The following is a 15914-nucleotide window of genomic DNA, read 5'->3' as shown; positions in this document are numbered from 1 at the left end:
TTAATGGGCGCCCTTCACGGGATTAGGCGGCTTTTGAAATGGCTTTGATCGTACAGAAGTTTGGGGGGACCTCGGTCGGCACTGTCGAGCGCATCGAGCAGGTGGCCGAGAAGGTGAAGAAGTTCCGCGAAGGCGGCGATGACATCGTGGTCGTGGTTTCCGCCATGAGCGGCGAAACCAACCGTCTGATCGATCTGGCCAAACAGATCAGCGAGCAGCCGGTACCGCGCGAATTGGACGTAATGGTCTCCACCGGCGAGCAGGTGACCATCGCCCTGCTGGCCATGGCGCTGATCAAGCGCGGCGTGCCGGCGGTTTCCTACACCGGTAACCAGGTGCGCATCCTTACCGACAGCGCCCACAACAAGGCGCGCATCCTGCAGATCGACGACCAGAAGATCCGTGCCGACCTCAAAGCAGGTCGCGTCGTCGTGGTTGCGGGCTTCCAGGGTGTGGATGAGCACGGCAACATCACCACTCTCGGCCGTGGCGGTTCCGACACTACCGGCGTAGCCCTGGCAGCGGCCCTGAAGGCCGACGAGTGCCAGATCTACACCGACGTGGATGGCGTCTACACCACTGATCCGCGCGTGGTGCCCCAGGCCCAGCGCCTGGACAAGATCACCTTTGAAGAGATGCTGGAAATGGCCAGCCTCGGCTCCAAGGTGCTGCAGATCCGCTCGGTGGAGTTCGCCGGCAAATACAATGTCCCGCTGCGCGTGCTGCACAGCTTCCAGGAGGGTCCGGGCACCCTCATTACCCTTGATGAAGAGGAATCCATGGAACAGCCGATCATCTCCGGCATCGCCTTCAATCGCGACGAAGCCAAGCTGACCATCCGTGGCGTGCCGGACATCCCCGGCGTGGCCTTCAAGATCCTGGGCCCGATCAGTGCCGCAAATATCGAAGTGGATATGATCGTGCAGAACGTGGCGCACGATAACACCACCGACTTCACCTTCACTGTGCACCGCAACGACTATCAGAACGCCCAGCGCGTGCTGGAGCAGACCGCCAGCGAACTCGGCGCCCGTGAAGTGATCGGCGACACCAAGATTGCCAAGGTCTCCATCGTGGGTGTTGGCATGCGCTCCCATGCCGGCGTAGCCAGCCGCATGTTCGAAGCCCTGGCCAAGGAAACCATCAACATCCAGATGATCTCTACCTCGGAAATCAAGGTGTCCGTGGTCATCGAAGAGAAGTACCTCGAACTGGCGGTGCGTGCACTGCACACTGCGTTCGAGCTAGACGCCCCGAACCGACAGGGCGAATAAGGCAATTTTCAAAAGGCGCGGCTCACCCCGCGCCTTTTGTCGTTTTTGGCTGCTACGGTGGAACTTTCCTTTTGCCGGGGCTGGTCAATACTTGGGTGTAAGCTCCAGCCGTATTCCGTGCCGGGGCCGCAACCATTTCTTTTTTGCAGACTGTTGTCCCGAAACGAATCCGTAAGGAGAAAGGAATGCTGATTCTGACTCGCCGGGTCGGAGAGACCCTGATGGTGGGTGACGATGTCACTGTGACCGTGCTTGGGGTGAAAGGTAATCAGGTGCGCATTGGTGTCAATGCTCCCAAAGAGGTTGCCGTGCACCGTGAGGAAATTTACCAGCGCATACAGAAAGAGAAAGACCAAGAACCAAGCCACTAATTTTTCTGCAATTTTTGGCTTTGCAAACGGGGAAAACATGGTTATCATGCGCCCCGTGTTGCGGAGAGGTGGCCGAGTGGCCGAAGGCGCTCCCCTGCTAAGGGAGTACACCTCAAAAGGGTGTCGGGGGTTCGAATCCCCCCTTCTCCGCCATATTTCGTGTTGTAGGGTGGTTGGTTGCTAGATCGTTAAGTTATTGAAACTTCTCGAAAAAGCAGTTGACCAAAGCAAGAAAATCCCTATAATGCGCGCCCACAACGCACTCATAGCTCAGCTGGATAGAGTACCCGGCTACGAACCGGGCGGTCGGAGGTTCGAATCCTCCTGAGTGCGCCATTTTCAAGACTCGTGGCGTAGCCAGAGTCGTGAAAAAACCAGCGGTGATCTGGTCTAAAAACACCAACTGCGCACTCATAGCTCAGCTGGATAGAGTACCCGGCTACGAACCGGGCGGTCGGAGGTTCGAATCCTCCTGAGTGCGCCATACCGAAAGGGCCTGCAGAAATGCAGGCCCTTTTCTTTTGCGCTTCTACTTCCCCGCTATCACGCATCCCTCGGCATTGAACGCAACGTGGTAGCTGACGCCCTTCTTAGGCTTGTAGTGGTAGCGCAACTTGCCACTGCTTCCGCTAATTCGGTCCGGCTTGCCCAAGGCGCTCTCGACATCTGAGCGGGTCATGCCGCTGCGAATCTGCTTGCGGATAATCGCCCTGCGCCGATCCTGCGGCGAAATCGCGTTGCCGCATACCTCCTCCCGCTCACCGACCACTACTATTTCCTGAGGAAGTTCGGGGTTATCCCATTTCTGAATCGGAAAGTACGACTCACCCAGTTCGCCCGGTATCAGTTCGCTACTCAAGATGTTTGGCGTCCTGGTGCGATGTTGCTCGGCATGGCTGCCCACTGGACAGCCATGCTGGTTGAAGCTGACGTTGCCCTCGGCATCGCTGCAGCGGAAGACAGATGCCGCGTTCAATGGGGGCTGTGGCCAGCAGGGCAGGGCGGTGACGATGAGGATCGAGAGTCGTTTCATGGCGCCTTCTCCTTGGCATGGGCTCTCGAGTGTATCCGCTGAATCTCCACGCGTGCGCGTGTCCTACAGATGCGTGCCGACGTCGCAGGAGGGTGAAGGCAATCCCAGCTTTGCGATGCAAGCGATTGTTCTTTCCATGATTTTGTAACGCGTGAGTCTAACGGCGGTGTTATCATTGCGCGGTCAGCCCCGCCGGGGCATTCGGACAACCATCATGGACTTACCCAGTAGTTACTCAGAATCCCGATTGCACAATCGCGAAATGACTGTTTGACCCCTTCTGGCGTGCTCTGCCACTGGGGGTGGAGCGCGCTATATGACTGAAGTAGAAGCCAAAAAGCCGCAAGAGAGCCTGCAGGACCGTCTGGCCCAGGTTATCGAACTGCTGCATCGCCACAAGCTGGTGGAAGACCTGACGCATCGTCAGGAAGGCCAGCATCGCGACCTCGTTGAAAATCTCGTCCACCGCCAGAACCTCGCGGAACTGCAGCGCAAGCTGGACGAGTTGCACCCTGCCGACATCGCCCACATCCTCGAAGCCCTGCCGCTCCAGGACCGTCTGACGGTCTGGCAGCTGGTCAAGGCTGAGCGCGACGGCGACATCCTCCTTGAAGTGTCCGATGCGGTCCGCGAAACGCTTATCGCGGACATGGACAATCACGAGCTGCTCGCGGCTGCCAAGGAGATGGACGCCGACGAGCTGGCGGACCTTGCGCCCGAGCTGCCGCGGGATGTGATCCATGAGCTGATGGAGTCCCTCGATGCGCAGCAGCGCGAGCGTGTTCGCTCCGTGCTGTCGTACGAGGAAGACCAGGTCGGCGCGCTGATGGATTTCGAGATGGTCACCATCCGCGATGATGTGGCCCTCGAAGTGGTGTTGCGTTACCTGCGCCGTCTCAAGGAGCTGCCCGGCCACACCGACAAGCTCTTCGTGGTGGACTACGATGGCGTCCTCAAGGGCGTTCTTCCCATCAAGCGTCTGCTGGTGAATGACCCGGACAAGGAAGTGGCCGAAGTCATGGCCACCGACCCGGTGAGCTTCCACCCGGATGAGGATGCTTACGATGCTGCCCAGGCGTTCGAGCGCTATGACTTGGTATCGGCACCGGTAGTGGACAAGAACGGCAAGCTGATCGGTCGTTTGACCATCGACGAAATGGTCGACCTGATCCGGGAAGAAAGTGAGACCGAAGTGCTCAACATGGCCGGTCTGCGCGAAGAGGAAGACATCTTCGCCTCGGTCTGGAAGTCGGTCGGTAACCGCTGGGCCTGGTTGGCGGTCAACCTGGTCACTGCGTTCATCGCGTCCCGTGTGATCGGTTTGTTCGAGGGCTCCATCGAGAAGCTGGTAGCACTCGCGGCACTGATGCCGATCGTTGCTGGCATCGGCGGCAACTCGGGCAACCAGACCATCACCATGATCGTCCGCGCCATGGCCCTGGACCAGATGGGCCCCGGCAATACTTCGCGCCTGCTGCGCAAAGAGCTGGGTGTAGCCCTGATCAATGGCCTGATCTGGGGTGGGGTAATTGGGGCGGTTGCCTACTATCTATATGGCAACTGGTCGCTGGGCGTGGTGATGACGGGGGCGATGACCCTCAACCTGCTGCTGGCGGCGCTAATGGGGGTGCTGATTCCCATGACCCTGACGCGCATGGGGCGCGACCCGGCGATGGGTTCCAGTGTGATGATCACGGCCATGACTGATAGCGGCGGCTTCTTCATCTTCCTTGGCCTGGCCACCCTGTTCCTGCTCTGAGATCGAATGAACGAAGAAGCCGCCTCCGCAGGGCGGCTTTTTCGTTAGTGCGACTGTCCCAGACGGGGCCCTTCCGAATCGAAGGCATGAAAAAACCGGCAATAGCCGGTTTTTTCATTCAATGCGGGGAGCTTCAGGATTCCTCAGCCGCCAGTTCCGCATCGTGGGCAATCAGGGCAACCAGGGCATTCTGCTGGCGCCGCGACAGCTGACGGAAGCGCTGCAGCAGCTCGCGCTCATGCAGGGTCAGCTCTGGGCTGTCCAGGCGCATGGAAACGCCTTCGTCCAGCGCGCCTTCCTGGAGCATGCTCTGCTCGAGGCGGGCGATGATCTCGGAGTTCATGCTGCGATGGTGGTTGCGGGCCACGACAGCAATGCGCTCTCGCATACCCTCGGGGAGACGAACGACGAATTTGTCAGCCGTGCGACTGGAATAGATAGCCTGTTTCATAGGGCGCATACATTCAACCGGTTAGTTCAGGAAAGCGATGCTGGCAATGAGCTGCAAGATTGTCACCGGTTTGACTGTCCTTAGCAGCAATTGTTCAACCAGTTTCGCGATTCGAATCGGTATGACCCTAAGGTCAGCAAAACGTTTCCTTGACGTCAATTTGGTGTCGGATTGTGATCATTATAGCGGCTTTTGGCCAGCACCAATTGTCCGAATTGCGAGTGGCTGAACAATTTACAGACAATTCCAGGATGCCTCTTCCAGCGCTCTAGAACCTTCATTGACCACGGTCCGACAGCCGCATTGCCCCTCGAAGCCCCATTCAAGGTCCATGAAGGCATCATGATGCTGTCTGGCCATCATGCTAAAGGGTAGCTGCAGTTGTCAGACCACGCCCTATGCAAAAGAATCCTTTGCGCTGTCATAAAAGCGGTTCAAAATTTTCGCGGTGAATTTCTTCGAATCCCGGCTGTGATCCTTGGCCACTAGCATTCCTCCAGGTGTTCCCATGAAAGGCAGGCTCATCTACCTGATAGGCCCTTCCGGTTCCGGCAAAGACAGCCTGCTCGATGCCGTGCGTGAGCGCTCGGACGCGCAGGGCTGCCGCGTAGCGCGCCGGGTCATCACCCGTTCTGCAGAAGCCAAGGGGGAACTCGCCGAGGCGGTCAGTCCCGAGGCCTTCGCCGAGCGTGAGGAGCGTGGCGAGTTCGCCATGAGCTGGTACGCCAATGGCCTGTCCTACGGGATTCCCCGGTTGATCGACGACTGGCTGGAAACAGGCGACGACGTGCTGGTCAACGGTTCCCGTGGCTACCTTCCCGAAGCCCGTCGGCGCTACCCGCACCTTCTGGCTGTGCTGTTGACGGTCGAGGACGATGTACTGCGTCGACGCCTGCATACCCGTGGTCGTGAATCGGCGGAGGAGATCGAAGCTCGCCTGGCCCGCAACACCGGGTTCGCCGACACCCTGCTCGCCGGCGAAAACGCCGACCTCTGCCTGCTGGATAACTCCGGCTCCATCGCCGAGACCTGCCAGCGCCTGCTGCAGCTCATCGAAGAACACCGCCCCGTCGCCTGGCCTGATTCGGCCTGATCCTCAATCCAGCGGCAGCTCCGTTGTGCGCTTGACCTCGCTCATGGCGATGTTCGAGTGCGCCTCCAGCACATGGGGCCGCTGCAGTAGCTGGTCCCGCAGGAAGCGCTCGTAGCTGGCGATGTCCTTGGCCACCACCTTCAACAGGTAGTCCGAGCCACCGGCCATGGTGTAGCACTCCAGCACTTCCGGATAGCCGACGATGGCCTCCTCGAACTCCGTGAGGTTGTTGCGGCCGTGGGCGGAGAGCTTGATGTTGACGAACACCGTGATCGAGAAACCCAGCAATTTGGGATTGAGCAGGGCCACCTTGCGTTCGATCAACCCGTCTTCCTGCATGCGATGAATTCGTCGCCAGCATGGTGACTGCGACAGCTCCACCCTTTCGGCCACTTCGGCGGCGGAAAGGTCGGCGTCATGCTGCAGTAGGCGCAAGATCTTGCGGTCAATGGGACTCAGAGGGTTCTGCATGAATCAGTCCGAAAACTTGTTTTTGTTGGAAGTATCATGCGCAAGTCTGGCGTTGAAACCCGAAAATAGAAAGAAAAAATCAGCACCGTCCGGTCATAGTTTTGGCATGCGTCCGACGCAGCGATCCTGCTTCGGGCTGAACAAAGGATGGCACCCACCGTTGCCATCAAGGTCGCCATAAAAATAAAAGGAGCGCCCACATGTCTCTGGCCGAGATCCGCCTGGATGACAAATACCGCCTCGAAACCGGTCACCTCTACCTCACCGGCACCCAGGCGCTTACCCGCCTGCCGATGCTGCAGAAGCAGCGGGACAAGGCTCACGGCCTGAACACCGCCTGCTTCATTTCCGGCTACCGCGGTTCGCCGCTCGGCAACCTCGACAAGAGCCTCTGGGAAGCCAAGTCCTTCCTCAAGGAAAACCACGTTCACTTCCAGCCCGGCGTCAACGAAGAACTGGCGGCTACCGCCTGTTGGGGCAGTCAGCAGACCAGCCTGTTCCCCGGTGCCAAGTACGATGGCGTGTTTTCCATGTGGTACGGCAAGGGGCCGGGCGTGGATCGCTGCGGCGACGTCTTCAAGCACGGTAACTCCGCCGGCGTCTCGGCCCATGGCGGCGTCTTGCTCCTGGCCGGTGACGACCACGGTTGCAAGTCCTCCAGTATCGCCAACCAGAGCGAGCATGCCTTCATTGGCGCCTCCATCCCGGTACTGAATCCGGCCAACGTCCAGGAGATTCTCGACTACGGGATCATCGGCTGGGAGCTGTCGCGCTACAGCGGCTGCTGGGTGGCGCTGAAGACCATTGCAGAGAACGTCGATTCCTCCGCGGTGGTGGAAGTCGACCCGTTGCGCGTGGATGTGAAGATTCCGCAAGACTTCGTCCTGCCGGAAGATGGCGTGCATATCCGCTGGCCGGATCCGCCCCTGGCGCAGGAAAAGCGCCTGAACATGTACAAGATCTACGCCGCCCGCGCCTTCGCCCGCGCCAACAACCTCAACCAGGTGATGCTCGACTCGCCGACCCCGCGCCTCGGCATCATCACCACCGGCAAGTCCTACCTCGACGTGCGCCAGGCCCTGAATGACCTGGGCCTGGACGAGGAACTCTGCGCCAAGGTCGGCCTGCGGGTGCTCAAGGTCGGCATGAGCTGGCCGCTGGAGCCTGTCTCCGTCCACGAGTTCGCCCAAGGCCTGGATGAGATCCTGGTGGTGGAAGAGAAGCGCAGCGTCATCGAAGACCAGGTCACCGGCCAGCTCTACAACTGGCCAGTGGACAAGCGCCCGCGCGTGGTGGGCGAGTTCGACGAGGAGGGCACTTCGCTGCTGCCCAACCTCAGTGAACTGACGCCGGCGATGATCGCCCGCGTCATCGCCAAGCGGCTGGCGCCGATCTACTCCAGTGAGCAGATCGAGTCCCGCCTGGCCTTCCTCGCCGCGAAGGAAAAGGCCCTCGCCGAGCCTAAGCACACGACCACGCGCACCCCGCATTTCTGCTCCGGCTGCCCGCACAACAGTTCCACCAAGTTGCCGGAAGGCAGCCGCGCCCAGGGCGGCATCGGTTGCCACTACATGACCCAGTGGATGGACCGCAACACCGATACCTTCACCCAGATGGGCGGGGAGGGCGCCACCTGGATCGGCCAGGCCCCCTTCACCGACACCCCGCACATCTTCCAGAACCTGGGTGACGGCACCTACTTCCACTCCGGTCAACTGGCCCTGCGCGCGGCCGTCGCCGCCGGGGTCAACATCACCTACAAGATCCTCTACAACGACGCCGTGGCCATGACTGGTGGCCAGCCCATCGACGGCGAACTGCGCGTCGACCAACTCAGCCAGCAGGTCTTCGCCGAGGGTGTGAAGCGCATTGCCCTGGTCAGCGACGAGCCAGAGAAGTATCCGACCCGCGCCACCTTCGCGCCCATCGTCACCTTCCACCATCGTCGCGAGCTGGATGCCGTGCAGCGCGAGCTGCGTGAGTTCAAGGGCGTTTCGGTGCTGATCTACGACCAGACCTGCGCCACCGAGAAGCGCCGCCGCCGCAAGCGCGGCAAACTGGTCGACCCGGCCAAGCGCGCCTTCATCAACCCGGCCGTATGCGAAGGCTGCGGCGACTGCAGCGTCAAATCCAATTGCTTGTCCGTGCTGCCCCTGGAAACCGAACTGGGGCGCAAGCGCCAGATCGACCAGAACGCCTGCAACAAAGACTTCTCCTGCGTCGAAGGCTTCTGCCCGAGCTTCGTCACCGTGCATGGCGGTAGCCTGCGCAAGCCGGAAGCCGCGGGTGCCAAGGCGCTCTTCGTGGCCCTCCCGGAACCGCGTCAGCCGAGCCTGGACCGTCCCTGGAACATCCTCCTGCCGGGCGTCGGCGGCAGCGGCGTGACCACTGTCGGCGCGCTGCTGGGCATGGCTGCGCACATCGAAGGCAAGGGTTGCACCGTCCTCGACCAGGCCGGCCTTGCTCAGAAGTTCGGTCCGGTGGTTACCCATATCCGGATCGCCGCCAAGCAAGACGACATCTATGCCGTGCGCATCGCCGCCGGCGAGACCGACCTGCTTCTTGGTTGCGACCTGGTGGTGGCCGCCAGCGAGGAAGCCCTGGCCAAGCTCAACGACCGCATCGCCCACGCGGTGGTCAACAGCCATGAAGCCGCGACCGCCGAGTTCACCCGCAACCCGGATGCCCAGGTGCCGGGCGCTGCCATGCGCGAGGCCCTGGTGGAAGCGGTAGGTGTGGCCAAGACCCACTTTGTCGACGCCACACGCCTGGCTACCCGCCTGCTGGGCGACAGCATCGCCACCAACCTGTTCATGCTCGGCTACGCCTACCAGCGCGGCCTGGTCCCGATTTCCGCCGAAGCCATCGACAAGGCCATCGAACTCAACGGCGTATCGGTCAACCTCAACCAACAGGCCTTCCTATGGGGACGCCGTGCCGCCCATGACTTGGCGGCAGTGGAGAAGCTGGCCAAGCCAGCCGAAGTAGAAGCCCCGCGCTGCGAGACGCTTGAAGAGATCGTCCAGTACCGCGCCGACCACCTTCGTGCCTACCAGAATGCCGCCTACGCCGAGCGCTACCGTGCCCTGGTGGAACGCGTGCGTAAGGCCGACATCGGCGAAGACAAGGCCCTGACCCTCAGCGTTGCGCGCTACTACGCCAAGCTGCTGGCCTACAAGGACGAGTACGAAGTGGCGCGTCTCTACAGCGATGCCACCTTCCGCAAGCAACTGGACGCCCAGTTCCAGGGTGACTACCACCTGGAGTTCCACCTGGCGCCTTCCTGGCTGGCCAAGGCTGACCCGGTGACTGGCGAACCGCGCAAGCGTCGTTTCGGGCCCTGGATGCTCAAGGCCTTCGGCGTGCTCGCCGGCTTCAAGTTCCTTCGAGGCAGCGCGTTCGACCCCTTCGGCTACAGCGAGGAGCGCAAGCTCGAGCGCGACCTGATCGCGGAGTACGAAGCCACGGTCGACCTGCTCATCAAGGAGCTGAAACCGAGCAACTACGCCGCCGCTGTCGCCCTCGCCGAACTGCCGGAGCAGATCCGTGGCTACGGCCCGGTCAAGGAGCGCGCCCTGGCCAAGGTCCGCGAGCAGGAGAAGCAGCTCCGCGCCCGCCTCACCGCCAGCGAGATCCAGGTGCTGCACCTGTTCGACCCGGCTGCCTGAAAAAGCCCCTCTCCTTCCGGGAGAGGGGTTGGGGTGAGGGAAGCTCGAGTTGTCTCGCGTTCCCCTCATCCGTCACTTCGGGCCACCTTCTTCCAGAGGGAGAAGGGATTGATCAATCCCCCTACGTTGCCAACAAGAATTCAGAGGAACCCCCATGTCCGTCTTCACCCATGTCGAGTTCGATGATCACGAGCAGGTGGTCTATGGCCACGACAAGGCCACCGGTCTCAAGGCGATCATCGCCATCCACAACAGCAACCTCGGCCCGGCCCTGGGCGGCTGCCGCATGTGGCCCTACCTGAACGACGAGCAGGCGCTGCGCGACGTACTGCGGCTGTCCCGCGGCATGACCTACAAGTCCGCCCTGGCCAACCTGCCGCTGGGCGGTGGTAAAGCCGTGATCATTGGCGACCCGCACCGCGACAAGAGCGAAGCGCTGTTCCAGGCCATGGGCGATTTCGTCGACAGTCTGGGCGGCCGCTATATCACCGCCGCAGACTCCGGCACCGGTGTCACCGAGATGCGCATCATGGCCGAGCGCAGCCGCCACGTGGCGGGTTCCGGCACCCGCGAAGCGCTGGGAGGCGGCGTGCGTGACGGCAACCCGTCTCCGTCCACCGCTTACGGCACCTTCGTCGGTATCCGCGTAGCGGCGAAGCACCGCCTCGGTCGCGACGACCTGACCGGCCTGCGCGTAGCCATCCAGGGCGTCGGCCAGGTGGGCTTCAGCTTGGCGCAGTACCTCAAGGAGGCCGGTGCCCAGCTCTGGGTCTGCGATATCCACGAAGCCAACGCCCGTCGCGCCGCCGAGCAACTGGGTGCTCAGGTGGTAGGACAGAATGAAATCTACGGCCTCGATGTGGATGTCTTCGCCCCTTGTGCCATGGGCGGCATCATCAACCTGCAAACCCTCGAAGCCCTGCGCGCGCCGATCATCGCCGGTGCCGCCAATAACCAGTTGGCCGACGCGGGCCTCGCCGAGGAGCTGCGTCGTCGCGGTACCCTCTACGCACCGGACTACGCCATCAACGCCGGCGGCATCATCGACGTCTGGTACGAGCGCAGCAACGGCAGCGAAGCGGCGCTGCGCCAGCATGTCGAAGGCATTGGCGAGACCCTGCGGGAAATCTTCGTGCGTGCCGACAGCGAAGGCCGCACTACCACCGCCGTGGCCGACCGCCTGGCCGAAGAGCGCTTCGGTCGCTGAGCTGAATGCCTCGCGGGATACTGGTCCCGCGAGGCATGACAAATGGCGCGGACGTCGCTAACATGCCGCCCGTCCTCCGGACCTCGCCAGCAACTGGCGAGCCCCGCGTCCCAGTAGCTCAATTGGATAGAGCATCCCCCTCCTAAGGGGAAGGTTGGTGGTTCGAACCCACTCTGGGACGCCATTTTTCCCGCCTGATCGTAGCTTTCCGACCGTTCTCGACCGCTGGCCGCCTGCGCTTGCGACCCTCCGTGCGCCACGCTTGACTGAATGTTGGGGGCTCACCTCACGGGAGAACTCAGATGCTCAGACGCTTGATCCCCTTGGTAATGGTGGCGCTGTTCATCGCGATCAGTGGCTCGTCCTGTAACGGCGTCGACGATGGCGGTGGTGGTTCGCAGCAGAGCGAGCCAATGGGCAGCGGCGGCTACTAACACGAACAGGCCCCGCTGACCTGCGGGGCTTCTTCGTCGTCGCGCCATCAGCGCGTCAGGGGCAGGGCCGCGCCGATCAGTGCGAACAGCGTCCCGCAGCCACGGTTGAAGCCCTTGCCACCACGCTCCAGCCACGGTCGGATCCTGAACGCCAGGCGCGCCAGGAGGTATTCCACCAGGAACTCCACCGCCGCGAAGGTCGCCGCCATGACGATGAACTGGCTGACTAGCGAGCGCTGCAGATCGATGAACTGTGGCAGGAAAGCACCGTAGAAGAGCAGCACCTTGGGATTGGCCAGCGCCGACAGGAACCCCTGGCGGAACAGGTTCGACAGCGGCGGTGTGCCGGTTCCGGTCAGCGGATTCAGGTGCAGGGCGGGGGCTCGCCAGAGCTGGAAGCCCAGCCACACCAGATAGGCGCCGCCAACCCACTTGAGCACCGTCAGCGCGGCCGACGAGGCCTCCAGGAGAGCGCCCAGCCCGAACATTGCCAAGGCGATCAGTACGCTGAAGCCGGAGACGCTGCCGGTGATGGTGAACAGTGTGCGTTTCGAGCCGTGCAGTGCCCCGTGAGTCAGGGCAAGCAAGCTGTTCGGGCCGGGGGTGAGCGCCAGGCCGATGGTGGCGATGAAGTAGATCAGCCAGGTGTCCGGAGCCATGTGCCAGTCCTCGTGAAAACCTGCGGCCAGTCTAGGGGCGGCTCGTCTCGGAGTGAGGTATTTTCTAGACATTGTTTAGCAGTTTCTGGACATGCCCTCATGCACGCAGACGCCAGCCAACCGGATGTTCGCTTCCTCCTGCTGCCCCTTCCCGAATTCAGCCTGCTGCCATTCGGTGGCTTCCTGGACAAGCTGCGCTTCACTGGCGACGACGAAGATTACAGCCGGCAGCGCTACTGCAGCTGGACGATTCTCGGCCTCGAGCACGGGCACGTGGTTTCCAGTAGCGGGGCGGCCGTTCAGGTGGAGGCCAGTCCGGAGCAGGTCGCGCTGGCCGACTACGACTACCTGGTCGTGTTCGGGGGGCGACGTGCCGGCGCGACCGAGGCCCTCGCACCAATTTACCGGCCATTCCTGCGCAAGGCCGCCGCACAGGGCGTGAAGCTGGTGTGTATCGATAACGCCTGTTTCCTCTTCGCTGCCTGCGGTCTGCTGGCCGGCCATAAGGTGGTGGTGCACTGGCGGCATGAAGCCGAGTTCCGCGCCTCCTATCCTCGCATCCAGCTACAGCACGAGCAGCTCTACTGCCTCGATGGCGATCGCATCTCCTGTGCAGGTGGTGCTGCGGCCATCGACCTGGCGGTGGAACTGCTGTCGCGCGGCTGCGGCCGAATCAAGGCGCTCAAGGGACTGGCCGACATGCTGGTGGATGAAAGCCGCAGCAGCGAACACCTGCTGCGCTCGCGAGAGGCCGCGACGGTACATGGGCGGCACGTAGATCGTGCCATCGCGCTGATGCGGCAATGGATGGATTCCGCAACCGGCACCGATGCGCTTTCGGAAGTGGTGGGCGTCAGTCGCCGTCAGCTGGATCGATTGTTCCAGGCCAGCCACGGCGTGACGGTAAAGGCCTACTGGACCGAGATGCGCCTGAACCATGTGAAATGGCGGCTGCTGAATTCCGATCACAGCCTGGCGCTGATCGCCGACGAAATCGGCGCGGTGGATACCAGCCACCTGGCCAGGTTGTTTCGTACGCGCTTTGGCATTTCACCTGCCGCTTTCCGGAGGCAGGAAAGGGCAGTGGAGCGCCTGTCGTCTGATCGCTGAACCGAGGATCAATGCCAAATTTGCGCCCCCAGGAGCCGTTGGAGTCCGGAGCGTATTGCTGCGCTATCGCGATCACTTCCTGATCCTTCTCCGTTGAAACCGCAAGCACTGACCGCTGCAACGGCTGTGCAGCCCACCCGGCGGCAGGCAGAATGCCCGCATTCCACCGCTCCGAGGTCCACCCCCCATGCTCAGCGCCGAGCTCAAGGCCTTCTACATGGTTGCCCGCCTGGGCAGCATTACCCAGGCGGCGAAGAAGCTCGGTCTCAGCCAGCCCACGGTGACCACGCAGATCCGCAACCTGGAAGGCCAGTACGGCGTCGAGCTGTTCCATCGTGGCGGGCGCCGCCTGACGGTGAGCGAGGAGGGGGCGAAACTGTTGCCCATGGTCAAGGTGCTGTTGCAGCAGGAAGCCGATATCGAGTTCTTCCTGCGCAATTGCGGACAGATGCAGGGCACCCTGCGCATCGGCGCCACTGCGCCTTACTACATCCTCGACCTGGTGCGCAGCTTCCGCGAACGCTTCCCGCAGATCGATGTTTCCCTGGATATCGGCAATTCCCAGCAGGTGATCGAAGCCCTGGAGGAGTACCGCGTCGATCTTGCCGCGTCTTCCCAGAAGCTGGATGACGCCAGACTGACGCGCATGGTGCTGGGCAGCGATCCGCTGGTACTGGCGGTTCACCGGGAGCATTCCCTGGCACGGCGCAAGTCGGTCGGCCTCGAAGATCTCCGGGGCCATTGCCTGTTGATGCGTGAGCCAGGCTCGACCACTCGCCAGCTCACCGAAGACATGCTCAGGGATGCCGGCATTTCCATCGGCCCGCTGCTGGAGATCGGCAGCCGCGAATCCATCCGCGAAGCGGTGATCCGAAACCTCGGCATCAGCATCATCGCCCGCCACGAAGTGCCGGATAACCCCGAACTGCGGGTGATCGCGCTCAAGGGCGCACCGCAGATAGACGAATACCTCTACTGCCTCAAGGAACGCCGCCAGGCGCGCTTGCCCGCAGCGTTCCTTGCCGTAGCGCGGGATACGGCTGACCAGTCATAGGCTGCCCTGTAGGAGCGAATTCATTCGCGAAGCGGGCCGAAGGAGCGTCCTGCGTGCCTGGAAGACACGGGCAACGGAGCTGCCCTTCGCGATTGAAATCGCTCCCACGAGGATTGCGCAATCGCCGATCCGGGGCCTATCCCAAATCCACCAATGCCACTATCGGCGTAATTTGCCCAATCGCCATCTGACGTTCGCATTGCCTCCCTAGCATCCACCTCGTCGAGCCGTGCACCCGTGCACGCCAACTGCTTAACGAGGTACCGCCATGACCCCAGCCGATCACCACGCCACCCATATGCGGGTGCGAGATATCCACAAGCGCTTCGGCCATTTCACTGCGTTGGGCGGTGTTTCCCTGGATATCGCTGCAGGCGAACTCGTGTGCCTGCTGGGACCGTCCGGCTGTGGCAAGACGACACTGCTGCGCTGCATTGCCGGCTTGGAGCAGCAGGACAGCGGCACGCTCCACATCGGCACACGGGATATCTCACGCCTGCCGCCCCAGGCCCGTGACTACGGCATCCTGTTCCAGTCCTATGCGCTGTTCCCGAACCTGACGGTGGAGCAGAACATCGCCTATGGCCTGTCCGGCAGCGGCCGCGAGCAGGTGCGTGCCCGCGTTGCCGAGATGCTGGAGCTGGTGGGCCTTGCCGGCAGCGAGAAGAAGTTCCCCGGCCAGCTCTCCGGTGGCCAGCAGCAGCGCGTGGCCCTGGCCCGAGCCCTGGCTCCGGCGCCGTCCCTGCTGCTGCTGGATGAGCCGATGTCGGCGCTGGACGCCCGCGTCCGCGAGCATCTGTGCACCGAGCTGCGCCAACTGCAGAAGCGCTTGGGCATCACCACGCTGATGGTTACCCACAACCAGGACGAGGCCATGCTGATGGCCGACCGAATTGCGGTGATGAACCAGGGCCGCGTTGAACAATACGGCACGCCCCAGGATATCTATCGCCAGCCCGCCACACCCTTCGTTGCCGAGTTCGTCGGCCAGGGCAACTGGCTGCCCTTCGACTCGCGCCAGGGCGGTCACGCCCGTGTCGGCAACATGCACCTGCGCCTTCCTGAAACCGCCGGCAGTGTCGCGCGCGGCCGCCTGTTCTGTCGCCCCGAGGCCATCGCTATCAATCCCGCCGAGCAGCAGGACAATCGCTTCCGTGCCCAGGTGCGGGAGATCACCTTCCTCGGCAACCGTTGCCGCATGAGCTTCGAGCTGGAGCAACTGCCTGGCCATCCGCTGCTGGCCGAGCTGGGCCCTGAAAGCCTGCCGCGCCTCGGCACCCCGGATATCTGGGTGGCGCTTCCGGCGCACAGCCTGCAGGTGTTCGCCTGA

14 protein-coding genes and 4 tRNA genes are annotated in these 15914 nt (G+C 62.3%); 14 read left to right on the top strand and 4 right to left on the bottom strand.

The annotated features are described in order from the left end of the window. The first annotated feature begins 38 nt into the window (after window positions 1-38). The 5 genes from D6Z43_RS12260 (at window position 39) to D6Z43_RS12240 (ending at window position 2129) form a co-directional block, all read left to right on the top strand. Complete coding sequence (locus D6Z43_RS12260) at window positions 39-1274, top strand: aspartate kinase (protein WP_120652451.1); 1236 nt, start codon at window positions 39-41, stop codon at window positions 1272-1274. A gap of 185 nt (window positions 1275-1459) precedes the next feature. After that, the gene (gene csrA / locus D6Z43_RS12255; RefSeq protein WP_003283978.1) at window positions 1460-1645 is read left to right on the top strand and encodes a carbon storage regulator CsrA; all 186 of its coding nucleotides are present in this window, start codon (window positions 1460-1462) and stop codon (window positions 1643-1645) included. Window positions 1646-1707: 62 nt separating this feature from the next. Beyond that, a tRNA-Ser gene (locus D6Z43_RS12250) sits at window positions 1708-1798 on the top strand. A gap of 106 nt (window positions 1799-1904) precedes the next feature. Further along, window positions 1905-1981: transfer RNA gene (locus D6Z43_RS12245), tRNA-Arg, on the top strand. 71 nt (window positions 1982-2052) lie between these two features. Beyond that, a tRNA-Arg gene (locus D6Z43_RS12240) sits at window positions 2053-2129 on the top strand. Window positions 2130-2174: 45 nt separating this feature from the next. Here D6Z43_RS12240 and D6Z43_RS12235 read toward each other — a convergent pair. Further along, window positions 2175-2678, bottom strand: a complete 504-nt coding sequence (locus D6Z43_RS12235) for a DUF4124 domain-containing protein (protein ID WP_120652449.1) — start codon at window positions 2676-2678, stop codon at window positions 2175-2177. 316 nt (window positions 2679-2994) lie between these two features. On the opposite strand from D6Z43_RS12235, the gene mgtE reads away from it, so the two are divergent. Then, the gene (mgtE, locus tag D6Z43_RS12230; RefSeq protein WP_120652447.1) at window positions 2995-4437 is read left to right on the top strand and encodes a magnesium transporter; all 1443 of its coding nucleotides are present in this window, start codon (window positions 2995-2997) and stop codon (window positions 4435-4437) included. 133 nt (window positions 4438-4570) lie between these two features. Here the strand turns inward: mgtE and D6Z43_RS12225 are convergent, their stop codons facing one another. After that, entirely contained in the window at window positions 4571-4897 is a 327-nt protein-coding gene (locus D6Z43_RS12225) for an Arc family DNA-binding protein (RefSeq protein ID WP_041770386.1), read from the bottom strand. Between the two features lie 499 nt (window positions 4898-5396). On the opposite strand from D6Z43_RS12225, the gene phnN reads away from it, so the two are divergent. Then, window positions 5397-5981 carry a phosphonate metabolism protein/1,5-bisphosphokinase (PRPP-forming) PhnN gene (gene phnN / locus D6Z43_RS12220; protein ID WP_120652445.1) on the top strand — a complete coding sequence of 195 codons (585 nt, stop codon included), beginning with the start codon at window positions 5397-5399 and terminating at the stop codon, window positions 5979-5981. 3 nt (window positions 5982-5984) lie between these two features. Here phnN and D6Z43_RS12215 read toward each other — a convergent pair whose 3' ends face one another. After that, entirely contained in the window at window positions 5985-6452 is a 468-nt protein-coding gene (locus D6Z43_RS12215; RefSeq protein ID WP_120652443.1) for an Lrp/AsnC family transcriptional regulator, read from the bottom strand. A gap of 200 nt (window positions 6453-6652) precedes the next feature. On the opposite strand from D6Z43_RS12215, the gene D6Z43_RS12210 reads away from it, so the two are divergent. The 4 genes from D6Z43_RS12210 to D6Z43_RS28360 all read left to right on the top strand — a co-directional run bounded on the left by D6Z43_RS12210 (window position 6653) and on the right by D6Z43_RS28360 (window position 11761). Then, window positions 6653-10120 (top strand): indolepyruvate ferredoxin oxidoreductase family protein, encoded by a 3468-nt coding sequence (locus D6Z43_RS12210; RefSeq protein WP_120652441.1) that lies wholly within the window; start codon window positions 6653-6655, stop codon window positions 10118-10120. Between the two features lie 154 nt (window positions 10121-10274). Next, window positions 10275-11327: a Glu/Leu/Phe/Val dehydrogenase dimerization domain-containing protein gene (locus D6Z43_RS12205; protein WP_120652439.1), complete on the top strand. Its 1053-nt coding sequence runs from the start codon at window positions 10275-10277 to the stop codon at window positions 11325-11327. 107 nt (window positions 11328-11434) lie between these two features. Further along, window positions 11435-11511 (top strand) — tRNA-Arg (locus tag D6Z43_RS12200). Between the two features lie 118 nt (window positions 11512-11629). Continuing rightward, window positions 11630-11761: a hypothetical protein gene (locus D6Z43_RS28360; RefSeq protein WP_256660999.1), complete on the top strand. Its 132-nt coding sequence runs from the start codon at window positions 11630-11632 to the stop codon at window positions 11759-11761. A 47-nt stretch (window positions 11762-11808) separates the two neighbouring features. On the opposite strand, the gene D6Z43_RS12195 is transcribed toward D6Z43_RS28360, so the two are convergent. Further along, window positions 11809-12420 (bottom strand): LysE family translocator, encoded by a 612-nt coding sequence (locus D6Z43_RS12195; protein WP_120652438.1) that lies wholly within the window; start codon window positions 12418-12420, stop codon window positions 11809-11811. Between the two features lie 99 nt (window positions 12421-12519). On the opposite strand from D6Z43_RS12195, the gene D6Z43_RS12190 reads away from it, so the two are divergent. The 3 genes from D6Z43_RS12190 to D6Z43_RS12180 all read left to right on the top strand — a co-directional run bounded on the left by D6Z43_RS12190 (window position 12520) and on the right by D6Z43_RS12180 (window position 15914). Then, window positions 12520-13530 carry a GlxA family transcriptional regulator gene (locus D6Z43_RS12190; protein ID WP_120652436.1) on the top strand — a complete coding sequence of 337 codons (1011 nt, stop codon included), beginning with the start codon at window positions 12520-12522 and terminating at the stop codon, window positions 13528-13530. A 187-nt stretch (window positions 13531-13717) separates the two neighbouring features. Then, on the top strand, window positions 13718-14584 hold the full coding sequence (locus D6Z43_RS12185) for a LysR family transcriptional regulator (protein ID WP_120652434.1): 867 nt from the start codon (window positions 13718-13720) through the stop codon (window positions 14582-14584). 268 nt (window positions 14585-14852) lie between these two features. Then, complete coding sequence (locus D6Z43_RS12180; RefSeq protein WP_120652432.1) at window positions 14853-15914, top strand: putative 2-aminoethylphosphonate ABC transporter ATP-binding protein; 1062 nt, start codon at window positions 14853-14855, stop codon at window positions 15912-15914.

It is taken from the genome of Pseudomonas sp. DY-1, assembly GCF_003626975.1.
In the GTDB taxonomy this organism is placed as follows: Bacteria; Pseudomonadota; Gammaproteobacteria; order Pseudomonadales; family Pseudomonadaceae; genus Metapseudomonas.
The sequence above is the reverse complement of the archived record's forward strand: the minus strand, read 5'-3'. Positions and strand labels throughout refer to the sequence as shown.

Coding starts and splice junctions, on each gene's coding strand:
- D6Z43_RS12260 (WP_120652451.1), top strand. CDS start 39: ATGGCTTTGATCGTACAGAAGTTTGGGGGGACCTCGGTCGGCACTGTC.
- csrA (WP_003283978.1), top strand. CDS start 1,460: ATGCTGATTCTGACTCGCCGGGTCGGAGAGACCCTGATGGTGGGTGAC.
- D6Z43_RS12235 (WP_120652449.1), bottom strand. CDS start 2,678: ATGAAACGACTCTCGATCCTCATCGTCACCGCCCTGCCCTGCTGGCCA.
- mgtE (WP_120652447.1), top strand. CDS start 2,995: ATGACTGAAGTAGAAGCCAAAAAGCCGCAAGAGAGCCTGCAGGACCGT.
- D6Z43_RS12225 (WP_041770386.1), bottom strand. CDS start 4,897: ATGCGCCCTATGAAACAGGCTATCTATTCCAGTCGCACGGCTGACAAA.
- phnN (WP_120652445.1), top strand. CDS start 5,397: ATGAAAGGCAGGCTCATCTACCTGATAGGCCCTTCCGGTTCCGGCAAA.
- D6Z43_RS12215 (WP_120652443.1), bottom strand. CDS start 6,452: ATGCAGAACCCTCTGAGTCCCATTGACCGCAAGATCTTGCGCCTACTG.
- D6Z43_RS12210 (WP_120652441.1), top strand. CDS start 6,653: ATGTCTCTGGCCGAGATCCGCCTGGATGACAAATACCGCCTCGAAACC.
- D6Z43_RS12205 (WP_120652439.1), top strand. CDS start 10,275: ATGTCCGTCTTCACCCATGTCGAGTTCGATGATCACGAGCAGGTGGTC.
- D6Z43_RS28360 (WP_256660999.1), top strand. CDS start 11,630: ATGCTCAGACGCTTGATCCCCTTGGTAATGGTGGCGCTGTTCATCGCG.
- D6Z43_RS12195 (WP_120652438.1), bottom strand. CDS start 12,420: ATGGCTCCGGACACCTGGCTGATCTACTTCATCGCCACCATCGGCCTG.
- D6Z43_RS12190 (WP_120652436.1), top strand. CDS start 12,520: ATGCACGCAGACGCCAGCCAACCGGATGTTCGCTTCCTCCTGCTGCCC.
- D6Z43_RS12185 (WP_120652434.1), top strand. CDS start 13,718: ATGCTCAGCGCCGAGCTCAAGGCCTTCTACATGGTTGCCCGCCTGGGC.
- D6Z43_RS12180 (WP_120652432.1), top strand. CDS start 14,853: ATGACCCCAGCCGATCACCACGCCACCCATATGCGGGTGCGAGATATC.